This is a genomic window from Pseudomonas sp., assembly GCF_050739655.1.
GTDB lineage: Bacteria > Pseudomonadota > Gammaproteobacteria > Pseudomonadales > Pseudomonadaceae > Aquipseudomonas.
The window spans coordinates 1-11,198 of the sequence record NZ_JBOIBY010000545.1; the positions used below are offsets into that span (position 1 = coordinate 1).

General features: G+C 59.1%; 8 protein-coding genes. All 8 read right to left on the reverse strand.

What is annotated here, in order from left to right; translation table 11 throughout:
- Positions 1 to 119: 119 nt before the first annotated feature.
- Positions 120 to 2,504 (reverse strand): efflux RND transporter permease subunit, encoded by a 2,385-nt coding sequence (locus ACRESJ_RS26075; RefSeq protein WP_431760438.1) that lies wholly within the window; start codon positions 2,502 to 2,504, stop codon positions 120 to 122.
- A 28-nt stretch (positions 2,505 to 2,532) separates the two neighbouring features.
- The gene (locus tag ACRESJ_RS26080) at positions 2,533 to 3,585 is read right to left on the reverse strand and encodes a WD40/YVTN/BNR-like repeat-containing protein (RefSeq protein WP_431760439.1); all 1,053 of its coding nucleotides are present in this window, start codon (positions 3,583 to 3,585) and stop codon (positions 2,533 to 2,535) included.
- A gap of 1,103 nt (positions 3,586 to 4,688) precedes the next feature.
- Positions 4,689 to 7,346, reverse strand: a complete 2,658-nt coding sequence (gene pepN, locus ACRESJ_RS26085; protein WP_431760440.1) for an aminopeptidase N — start codon at positions 7,344 to 7,346, stop codon at positions 4,689 to 4,691.
- Between the two features lie 10 nt (positions 7,347 to 7,356).
- Entirely contained in the window at positions 7,357 to 8,187 is an 831-nt protein-coding gene (locus tag ACRESJ_RS26090; RefSeq protein ID WP_431760441.1) for a DUF2797 domain-containing protein, read from the reverse strand.
- Positions 8,184 to 8,444 (reverse strand): YeaC family protein, encoded by a 261-nt coding sequence (locus ACRESJ_RS26095; protein ID WP_150702118.1) that lies wholly within the window; start codon positions 8,442 to 8,444, stop codon positions 8,184 to 8,186. Before ACRESJ_RS26095 ends, ACRESJ_RS26090 begins: the two co-directional genes overlap by 4 nt.
- A gap of 33 nt (positions 8,445 to 8,477) precedes the next feature.
- A complete protein-coding gene (locus ACRESJ_RS26100) occupies positions 8,478 to 9,347 on the reverse strand; it encodes a rhomboid family intramembrane serine protease (protein ID WP_431760442.1) in 870 nt (289 codons plus the stop codon).
- Entirely contained in the window at positions 9,344 to 10,315 is a 972-nt protein-coding gene (locus ACRESJ_RS26105; RefSeq protein WP_431760443.1) for a metallophosphoesterase, read from the reverse strand. The genes ACRESJ_RS26100 and ACRESJ_RS26105 overlap by 4 nt, the downstream gene beginning before the upstream one ends.
- On the reverse strand, positions 10,315 to 11,198 hold an 884-nt coding region (locus tag ACRESJ_RS26110; protein ID WP_431760444.1), incomplete at its 5' end, for an NAD(+) kinase. The genes ACRESJ_RS26110 and ACRESJ_RS26105, both read right to left, overlap by 1 nt.

Below are 11,198 nucleotides of genomic sequence, written 5' to 3' on the forward strand. Positions count from 1 at the left end.
CTCCTACAGGGGAATGCATTCCAGGGGTAGGAGCTGCCGCAGGCTGCGATCTTTTGATCTTCAAATCATAAAAAAAGCCGCAACCCTGAGGTTGCGGCTTTTGTGTTTCTGATCGCCGATCAGTGAGCAAACAACGAGTTGCCCTTCTGGCCCGCCAGTTTCTCAGGCTTGATCAGGAACCGAGCCAGTGCCGGCAACAGCCACAGCGCACCGAACATGTTCCACAGCAGCATGAAGGTCAGCATCAGGCCCATGTCGGCCTGGAACTTGATGGCCGAGAAGATCCAGGTGCACACACCGATGGCCAGGCACAGGCCGGTGAACAACACAGCTTTACCGGTGGACTTCAGCGTCTGGTAGTACGCCTCTTGCAAAGGCAAACCGGCACGCAGGAAGCTTTCCAGACGGCTGTAGATGTAGATGCCGTAGTCCACGCCAATCCCCACACCCAGCGCCACCACCGGCAGGGTCGCGACTTTCACGCCGATGCCCATGAACGCCATCAGGGCGTTGCCGAGTACCGAAGTCAGCACCAGCGGCAGCACGATGCACAAGGTCGCAGCCCACGAGCGGAAGGTGATCATGCACATCACCGCAACGCAGATGTACACCAGGATCAGGATGGTCAGTTCGGACTTCTTGATCACTTCGTTGGTGGCCGCCTCGATCCCGGCGTTACCGGCAGCCAGGATGAACTCCAGGTTTTCGGTGTTGTGCTCCTTGGCGAATTCCTGCACGGCGTGCACCGCACGATCCAGGGTTTCAGCCTTGTGATCGTTGAGGAACACCAGCACCGGTGCCAGTGAGCAACTGTTGTTGTACAGGCCGTCGGCCCGGGCGATGGAGTTGTTCAGCACGTCCGGGTTACGTGACAGGGTTTCCCATTTCAGGTTGCCCTCGTTCATGCCCTTAATCATCTGCTTGGACACGGTCACCAGGGAAATCGCCGACTGCACGCCCTCGGTGTTCTGCATCTTCCACATCAGCTCGTCGATCGGCGCCATGGCTTCGTAGCGCGAGCAGCCTTCAGACTTGGTCTTGACCATCACCACCAACACGTCAGAGCTGGTGGAGTAGTTGCTGATGATGAAGTTGTTGTCCTTGTTGTAGCGTGAGTCCGGACGCAGCTCCGGAGCACCCTGGTCAAGGTCACCGATTTTCAGGTTCTGGCTGTACCAGAGACCACCGCCGAACGCGATCAGCGCCAGTGCGACAGACACCGGGGCCACCTTGGGGCTCGCAAAGTTGGACAACAGACGCCAGAACGGATGTTCACGAGTCGCGTCCTTCTTGCTGCGCTCGACCGCACGCTTGCTGATGCCGACGTAGGAAATCGCTACTGGCAACAGAATCAGGTTGGTGAACACGATCACCGCCACACCGATCGACGCGCCGATGGCCAGTTCACGGATCACACCAATGTCGATGATCAACAGCGTGATGAAGCCCACTGCGTCCGCGAGGATCGCAATCATCCCGGGCAGGAACAGTTGACGGAAGGTGCGGCGTGCCGCGGTCAGGGCGTTGTCGGCCTCGCTCGATTGCAGGGCAATACCGTTGATCTTCTGCACGCCGTGGGAAATACCGATGGCGAAGATCAGGAACGGCACCAGCATCGAGTAGGGATCAAGCCCGAAGCCGAAGAAGTGCATCAACCCCAGTTGCCAGACCACGGCCACCAGCGTCGTACTCAACACCGCCACGGTGCTGCGCATGCAGTTGGTGAACCAATAGAGCAGGATCAGGGTGATGACGAAGGCGATGCCGAAGAACATCACCACCATCACCAGGCCATCGATCAGGTCGCCGACCTTCTTGGCGAAACCGACGATGTGGATCTTGACGTTCGGGTTCTGCGCTTCGAACTTGTCGCGGATCTTTTCTTCCAGCTCGTGGGAGAACTTGCGGTAGTCCAGCGCCAGCAACTTGCCCTGGTCCTGCGGGTCCGGATAGGACTCCAGCAACGGGATGTCGACAATGCTCGACTTGAAGTCGTTGGACACCAGCCGGCCAACCTGCCCGGACTTGAGCACGTTGTTGCGCAACAGGTCGAGACTCGCCTGGGAGCCGTTGTAGCTCTGCGGGATCACTTCACCACCGGCGAAGCCCTCCTCCGTCACTTCGGTCCAGCGTACGCTCGGGCTCCACAGTGACTTGAGGCCGGAACGGTCGACGCCGGAGATGTAGAACACTTCGTCGTTGATCTGACGCAGCGTCTCCATGTACTCCTTGGAGAAGATGTCGCCATCAGTGGCTTCCACCGAAATCCGCACGGTGTTGCCCAGGTTCGCCAGATCGTTGCGGTGCTCCATCATCTTCTGGATGAAGGGGTGCTCCAGCGGGATCATTTTTTCGAAACTGGTAGACGGACGAATCAGCGTCGCCTGCCAGAACAGGAAAACGCTGACCAGCAGGCAGATGAAGATCACTGCCGGGCGGTTGTTGAAGATCAGGCGCTCAAGCAGAGTCGCCTTTTCCTGGTGATGAGTACTCAAGGAAGTCATAGCTGCGCCTTCTTATTATTAACCTGGCTCATTTGCCCGACTCTGTGCCGTTGGCTGAAGTGACGCGAACGCCGCCCTGCCCGGCCAAGACCAGATTGCCATTGCCTGCCGCCGTAACCGCCGAGACGGAAATACGATCCGCACGGTTGGCCACTTTGAAGGTTTCGCCATCGTCGTCGCTACGGATCACCGAACCACCGTTGCCGACGATTACGATGGAACCATCTTCGAGCAGCGTTGCGCCGGAAAGACCGAACTCCAGATTGCCGCGTTCGGCCTTGAGTTCGATTTGCTCCCAGTTGCTGCCAAAATCGGTGGAACGATAAAGATTACCGCGCAGGCCATACGCCAGGAGCGTGGAAGGTTGCGCGGTGCCGATCACACCGAACAGCGAGCCTTCGTACGGACCTTCGAGTTTTTCCCAGGTCTGGCCCCAATCGGCGGAGCGGAACATGCTGCCCTGCTCGCCGACAACGAACAGCCCGGCGTCCTTGACGGCGGCGATGGCGTTGAGGTGGAACTGGTCTTCGTTATCCAGCCGGTCGCTGACGTCTTCCCAGTTTTTTCCGCCATCGGTCGTTGCCATCAACGCACCGTAAGCGCCCACGGCAAAGCCGCTGTTGACGTCCTGGAACCAGACGTCGAGCAGTGGCGATTCGCGCTTGAGATCTTCGAATTGCTTGGTCCAGGTAACGCCGCCGTCCTCGCTGGCGAGGATCTGTGCGTCATGGCCGACGGCCCAGCCGTGCTTGTCATCGACAAAGAACACCGAGGTCAGCAGCTGCCGGGTCGGCACCTTGGCCTGAGTCCAGGTCGCGCCCTGGTCGTCGGAATAAAGAATGTGCCCGCGATCCCCGACCGCCACCAGGCGCTTGCCTGCGTGCACGACATCGAGCATCAGGCTTTTGCTGGCCTTGGCCGATTCAACGGAATAAACAACGTCGGATGCTGGCGCAGCTGCGGCCAGCACGGGTGCCGACAGCATGGCTGAGCCCAACAGCGAGAGCGCTGTAGCCAGCAACGCGAATTTGCGTAATGCCGGCGGGCGGCAAATACCCACACCCATGACAGGCTCACTCATAGACCTTCCCCCATTATTATTGTTAGGTCGTTCAACCTTTCAGGGCGCCGATAGGGTACGTGTCGGGATGACGTGTTTCAGAGCATAGTGCTGAAACCCGCAATCCAGAGCCCCTTCGGAAGCTGGCTTATCCTATCGGTGTTTTTGAAGGGCTGACAATTGGCGGCACGTTATGTTTTGTTAACCGGGGGGGTGTGTTTGTTTTCTGAATGGGTGGGTATCAGGTGGGGTGATTTGGTTGCGCGGTATTGGCTGCTGTCGAATCGGAGTACATATCCGTTTCTGCGGTAACGGCCGCTGGCGGTTTCGCTCTTACAGCGACTCACTTTTTCAAACGCCAAAAAGTAAGCAAAAGGCTTTGCCCCTTTCGTACGGCACCTCGCTTAGGCTCGGTGTTCCCTCGCTACGGCATCCATCCGGGGGCATCGCCTCCGGTTTGCTGCGCTGCACCTCCTCTCGATGTGTACGGCTTCGCCGCACGGCGCTGCGCGCCTATCCCCCGGATGAACACCTACGCTCGGCCTGCCGAGGGGGCAAAAGATCAAAAGCAAGATCAAAAGCCAAAGCCAAAGCCGGCTTTTCCTGTAGGAGCGGAGCTTGCCCGCGAAAAACGTCCAGGCAACGCGTTTAGTCAGGCAGCCAGCGTCATCGTTCACGTCCATCGCTGGCAAGCCAGCTCCCACACAAAAGCAAATGCAGAGCGGCGTACAACCATGCTCTTCCCACTCAACAGGCCGAGCGTTAGCTCGCCTGCAGCTTTTGATCTTGATCCACCCGCCCCCTCGGAAGGCTGAGTGGAGGGGTTCATCCGGGGGTTAGGCGCGTAGCGCCGTTCGACGCAGTCGAACACATCGAGAGGAGGTGCAGCGCAGCAAACCGGAGGCGATGCCCCCGGATGAATGCCGGAGCGAAGGAACCCCGAGCCTCGGCGAGGGGCCGTACGTAAGGGGCGAGACCTTTTGGTTCCTTTTGGGGCGTTTGCCAAAAGGGACTCGCTGTAAAAGCGAAACCATAAGCCGCCGTTACCGCAACAACGGATATGTACTCAATCAAAAACCATGAACCTGGTCGGCCCAAAGGCCGCCAAGTCCAAAAGCCCAAGATCAGGCCAAACTCTTGCTAACCACCTCAAACACATCACTGGACAACTGCCCCGAAGCCCGAATCCGCTCCAACTCCCCTTTCATCAAAGCCTGACGAGCATCGTCATACTTACGCCAGCGAGTCAAAGGAGCCAGTTGGCGAGAAGCAATCTGCGGATTGAACCCGTTCAGCTCAATCACCAGATCCGCCAGGAAGCGATACCCCGAACCATCCGCCGCATGGAAGTTGATCAGGTTCTGCCCGGCAAACGCACCGATCAGCGCCCGCACCTTGTTCGGATTCTTGATGTTGAACGCCGGATGCTCCATCAACGCCTTGACCCGCGAAAGTCCTCCCGGCAACACACTGCCAGCCTGGACGCTGAACCACTGATCCATGACCAACGGGTTATCGCTGAAGTGCGCGGCAAAACCGGACAGCGCCTTGGCTTTCTGCTCCTCGAACGGCGAATTGACCAGCACCGCCAGCGCGGTCAAGCGCTCAGTCATGTTGTCGCACGCATCGAACTGCTCAAGAGTGGCAGCCAGCACCTCAGGCTTGCCGCTGAGCATCAGGTACGACAGCGCAATGTTCTGCAACGCACGACGGGCGAAATGTTCGGCCTCGGCCACGTACGGGGTTTGCTTGGACAGATCGCGGTTGGCCTGATATCGCAGCCACAGGCCTTCAAACAATGCGTCGGCCAGTTGCTTGCGGGCGAATTCACGGGCGATGTGAATGGCGTCGACATCCGCCACTTCGCTGATTTCGGTCAGGTAGGCTTCGCTTGGCAACGAGAGCATTTCCGCAACCATCGCCTGATCCAGCGACTCATCGGACAGCACAGTGCGTAAGGCCGACACCAGACGCTGATCCAGCAACAGCGCTTCACCCTTCTGTTGCTGGGCGATCAATTCCTGCAACACTTGCACCGACAGTTGCTGGCCTGCATCCCAGCGATTGAAGCCATCGCTGTCGTGCTGCATCAGGAACATCAACTGATCGCGGCTGTAAGGGAAGCTCAGTTTTACCGGCGCCGAGAAACCACGCAGCAAGGATGGCAGCGGCTGCTCAAAGATGTCGACGAAGGTGAAGGTCTGCTCGGCTTCGGTCACGGAAATGACCCGCGAAGTACCTTGCGCCGCCGCTTCGCCAGCAAGACGCAGAGGCATCTCGGCGCCCTTGCTGTCCAGCAGACCCAACGCGACCGGAATCACGAACGGCAGTTTCTCAACCTTGTCCGGAGTCTGCGGGCAGCTTTGACGGAAAGTCAGGCTGTAGGTTTTCGCCGCGGCGTCATAGGACTCGCTAACCACCAGGCGCGGTGTACCCGCCTGGCTGTACCAGCGTTTGAACTGGGTCAGGTCCACGCCATTGGCATCTTCCATGGCCTTGATGAAGTCATCGCAGGTGACGGCCTGGCCGTCGTGGCGTTCGAAGTACAGGTCGCTGCCTTTACGGAAGCCTTCGGCACCGAGCAAGGTGTGGATCATGCCGACCACTTCCGAGCCCTTTTCGTACACGGTCAGGGTGTAGAAGTTGGAGATCTCGATGAAGCTGTCAGGGCGCACGGCGTGGGCCATGGGGCCAGCGTCTTCGGCGAACTGGTGGGTGCGCAGGTAAGCCACGTCCTGGATGCGCTTGACCGTCGCCGAGTTCATGTCGGCGGAGAAATGCGAATCGCGGAATACGGTGAAGCCTTCCTTGAGCGACAGCTGGAACCAGTCGCGGCAGGTCACACGGTTGCCCGACCAGTTGTGGAAGTATTCGTGGGCGACGATGGCCTCGACTCGCTGGTGCGCGGCGTCGGTGGCGGTTTCGGCCTTGGCCAGCACGGCGCTGGAGTTGAAGATGTTGAGGCCTTTGTTCTCCATCGCGCCCATGTTGAAGTCGTTCACCGCAACGATCATGAAGATGTCCAGATCGTATTCGCGACCGTACACCTCTTCGTCCCAGCGCATGGACTTCTTCAGGCTATCCATCGCGTGCTGGCACTTGTCGATGTTTTCCGGCTCGACGTAGATGCGCAGCGCCACGGTACGATCGGTCATGGTGGTGAAGGTGTCTTCAACACACCACAAATCACCGGCCACCAGCGCGAACAGGTAGGCCGGCTTCACGAACGGGTCTTCCCAGGTCGCCCAGTGCCGGCCGTCTTCGCCGGGACCGCTGGCGATCGGGTTGCCGTTGGACAACAGCACCGGGTAGCTGTGCTGTTCGGCGACCACGGTCGTGGTGAACTTGCTCATCACGTCCGGACGGTCGAGGTAATAGGTGATCTTGCGGAAGCCTTCGGCCTCGCACTGGGTGCAGAACATCGTGCCGGACTTGTACAGGCCTTCCAGCGCGGTGTTGGTTTCCGGGTGGATGCGTACGCTGGTGTCGACCGTGAAGCTGGTGCTGGTCGGGTGCAGCGTCAGATGGTTCTCGGTCAGCTGGTAATCAGTTTCGCTCAGCTCGCGGTCGGCCAGGGTCACCGACAACAGGTCCAGTTGCTGGCCATCCAGCACCAGCGGTGGCAGGCCCGGGCCACGCTCGGGGTTGCGGCGCATCACCAGTTGCGCGTGGACCAGGCTGTGGTCCTCGAACAACTCGAAGGTCAGGTGTGTTTCGTCTATCAGGTACTCGGGCGCCTGATAGTCCTTGAGGTAGATCATCTTCGGTTGTTCGGTGCGCATGCTGGAGTCCTTACTGATGCACGGCGAGCTGGTAGGCCGTGTACTTACGAATATTGATCACGCCGGTGTCGAAGATCAGGTACTGGCCCTTGATCCCCAACAGCGTGCCTTCGGCAATCGGCTGCTTGTCCAGGTTGAAGCTGACGATCTTGGCCGGGTATTGCTCGACCGGGTAGCGGATTTCAATGGGTTCGATATCGCTAATCGTCTGGATCGCCTGCAGGCCAAATCGTTCCTGTAACGCGAGCAGACCGTCGGCGCAACTGTCGAATAACTGGTCGCGAACCTGTGCCAGATCCACCGACGCTGCTTCGCCCTTGAGCAAGGCACGCCAGTTGGTCTTGTCGGCCACCTGACTGCGGAACAGGTCCTCGACGAACCCCGATTGCTGGCGGGTGGCGACGCGCATGATCGGCAACGCCTGTCGAGCACCCTGATCGATCCAGCGAGTCGGCAACTGGGTGGCGCGGGTAATCCCGACTTTCACCCCGGAAGAATTCGACAGGTAGACGATGTGATCGGTCATGCAGAACTTCTCGCCCCACTCCGGTTCCCGGCAAGTGCCGGCATCATAGTGGCAGCGTTCCGGGCTCATGATGCACACGTCACACTGGGCCAGTTTGGTCATGCACGGGTAGCAGTAACCTTGGCTGAAACTGGTTTTAGTCTTGCGTCCGCAATGGGTGCAGTGGATCGCCCCCAGGTACTCCAGGCGCACTGTAGTGCCGATCAATGGATTGACCGGAACCTCGACGTCGCCCAGACGAAATGCGTATTGCACGTTCGGCCCGTCCAGGCGCGCCGACATTTTGCTGATTGCACCGCGACCAATCTCAATCAATGGATGGCATCCGACTTGAACAGGATGTTGGGCACTTGAATCGACTTGGAGCTGCATTCTTGCGGCCCCATGTAGCCAGTACGCTCTTCTTCGGGCAGGTTCTGGACTTCCCAGGCGATCATCGCTTGCAGCGAGAGTTCGCGTTGCTCGGCGGTGAGTTTGCCACCGTCGGACCATTTACCGATTTCCACCGCCAGTTTCAGGCTCTGGTAGATATCGGGGGTGATGTTCTTGATCATTTCGTTAAAAGAGGACATTGGGTCTCCGCGTTCTCTATTTACATAACTGTTTCAGGCGGCCAGTTTACGGCGGTTGTACAAACCACCCAACAAACCGGTCAAGCATCCGACGAGCAACCCGCTGACGTGGGCCGCGTTGGCAATTTCACCGAAGCCGATCATCGAGATCAGCCCGGACAGGCATAGCAGCAACCAGACCAGCATCATCACCAGCACGCCTTTTGGCAGGCGATAAGCGGCGTTCGGCGCCAGTAGCTGGAAGATCCAGCAATGCCCGAGCAGGCCGTAAAGCACACCGGACAATCCGCCAAACAGGGTCGGGCCGCTGAAAATAAACTGTGTGTAGTTGGATGCAAGGCTGAAGAGCAAGGTCAGGCCAATCAGATTGATGGAGCCCTGGCGCGATTCAATGCGCCGTCCCAGCTCCCAGTACCACATGCCGTTCATGGCCAGGTGCAGGATGCCGAAGTGGATCAGCATCGGCGTTATCAATCGCCACCACTGCCCTGCCGCCAGGCTGTCAGCCAAAGGTGTGAAGTGGATGTACTCGCCGACAACGCGAAAATCGAGGAAGGTCAGCCAGCGCATCGTCTCAAGGTTATCGCCCAGCAACGTCACCGCACCGACGATCAAGCTCAGGATCAGCACCAGCGCAGTGGCTTTGGCATGGCGAACCTGCTCGACGAAGCCGGGACGGTGTCGGGTTTGCGCCACCGGAATATCCAGCTGCTGGTCGGGATCGCCCGCCGGAAAGCGTTCGTAGAGCGCACGGACGTCTTCGCTGATGTTCTGCGGCACCCACAACACCTGTTCACCGGACTCTTCACTGACCCGATGCGGCACCTGCATGCGTTGCAGCAACTTGACGAACCCGCTCAGATCCACCGCCAGTGGCAGACGCAATACCGCTACCGCGCTCATTGCAAAACCTCCGGCCGTTCAACATCGACCCAGACAAATTTGTGCGGATCAAGCCGCGTTTCCTGATCAAGGCGATAGGCGACCAGCTTGCCGTAGAGCACGGCGCTATAGTCCAGGCAGGCAAGGTTCGGGCGAATCGGTGCCGGTTTACCGCTGCGCCAATAGTGCCCGACGAACAGCAACGGTTCGTCGATGCCATAACGCAACAGGTTGTTTTTTTCGGTGGAAGACAGCGGCGTCTGCGCGACCGGATCGGGCAACGCGTCAGGCTGGAACACGATGTCACCGTAGGTTTGCGGGTCGTCTTCCCAGAACTTGGTACGGAAGAACGAACGCACCAGGCCGTCGCCGCTGGTCATGGTCAGGCCATGGGGCAAGCGCATGTCGGTGCCGCGCAGCAAGCGATCGAAAACGGTGCAGGCGAAACTGCCCGACTCGGCGGAAGCCTGGAGAAAGTGCTCGTCGATGCAGCCATTGGGGAACAGTCCGCGCAACGGTTCGATCAGGCCGGCATCCCAACAGGCATGCACCACGCGAAAGCGTCCGGCATCGACGAACAATGGCAGCTCGTAGAACCACTGTTGGAAGTCATGCCAGTCACCGGGATGGTGTTCGAATTGGGTCAGGGTTTCATGCAATAGGCGGGCGTGGCGTGGAGTGTGTTCGCGCACGAACTGCTTGCCGCTACCCGGCAGCGCCGGGGTGGCCCAGCCCAGTGCGTTGAATTCGTGATTGCCCATGATGCACAGCGCCTGGCCTGCCTCGACCATGTCATGGACGATGTGTAGCGCTTCGCGGATCCGTGGGCCACGGTCGATGATATCGCCGACAAACACCGCCATGCGCGAGGCATGGCGCCAGACGCCGCGTTGTTTTTGATAACCGAGCCGGTCGAGCAAATGCTCAAGGGTCATTGCGCAACCGTGCACGTCACCGATCAGGTCGTAGCTACGCGCGGGATCGAGCATCAGTCGCCTCCACCACCCAACTTGCTGCCCCAGCCGAGCTTGGTCCGGCAGACTTCATAGTAGTTGTGGTCGAGCGGGTGGATCAGCCGCAGCTTCTGGGCTTTCTTGCTGACGGTGATGGTGTCGCCGGGTGCACAGGTAAAGTGGTTTTGCCCGTCGCACGAGACTTGCGGGTAAATCTGCATATCCTTGGACACGACGATTTTCAGCTCACTGTTGCCATCGACCACAATCGGCCTACCCGACAAGGTATGGGGGTACATCGGCACAATTACAATGGCGTCGAGCTTGGGATGCATGATCGGCCCGCCGGCGGACAGCGCATAGGCGGTCGAACCGGTAGGCGTGGCGACGATCAAGCCGTCAGCCTTCTGGCTGCACACGAACTGGCCGTCGATGTACAGCTCGAACTCGATCATGCGAGTGGATTTGCCGGGGTGCAGTACCACGTCATTGAGCGCATCGCCCTGGCCAATGGCCTCGGCGTGGCGACGGACTTCGGCCTGCAACAAAAAGCGGTTTTCCACCAGATAGTGGCCGTCGAGTACTTCAGCGACCTTGATTTCCAGCTCATCGGGGCGGATATCGGTCAAAAAGCCCAGGCTGCCACGGTTGATCCCGAGTACCGGAGTGTTGTGCCTGGCCAAGGCCCGGGCGGCACCAAGCAGACTGCCATCACCTCCGACCACGATGACCATATCGCAGACCTCGCCCAGCATCTTGCGCGACGAGGTTTGCAGGCCGTGTCCCGGCAGGACTTCGGCGATGGTGTCTTCGAGGATCACGTGCAGGTGACGATCGAGCAGAAACCGTTTCAGTCGGCGGACGGTATCCAGCACCTGGGAACTGCCCAGGCGACCGATGATGCCGATATTGCGAAATT

Bases quoted from the DNA above. Each gene is read 5' to 3' on its own strand.
- ACRESJ_RS26075 (WP_431760438.1), bottom strand. From the start codon at position 2,504: ATGACTTCCTTGAGTACTCATCACCAGGAAAAGGCGACTCTGCTTGAG.
- ACRESJ_RS26080 (WP_431760439.1), bottom strand. From the start codon at position 3,585: ATGAGTGAGCCTGTCATGGGTGTGGGTATTTGCCGCCCGCCGGCATTA.
- pepN (WP_431760440.1), bottom strand. From the start codon at position 7,346: ATGCGCACCGAACAACCGAAGATGATCTACCTCAAGGACTATCAGGCG.
- ACRESJ_RS26095 (WP_150702118.1), bottom strand. From the start codon at position 8,444: ATGTCCTCTTTTAACGAAATGATCAAGAACATCACCCCCGATATCTAC.
- ACRESJ_RS26100 (WP_431760442.1), bottom strand. From the start codon at position 9,347: ATGAGCGCGGTAGCGGTATTGCGTCTGCCACTGGCGGTGGATCTGAGC.
- ACRESJ_RS26105 (WP_431760443.1), bottom strand. From the start codon at position 10,315: ATGCTCGATCCCGCGCGTAGCTACGACCTGATCGGTGACGTGCACGGT.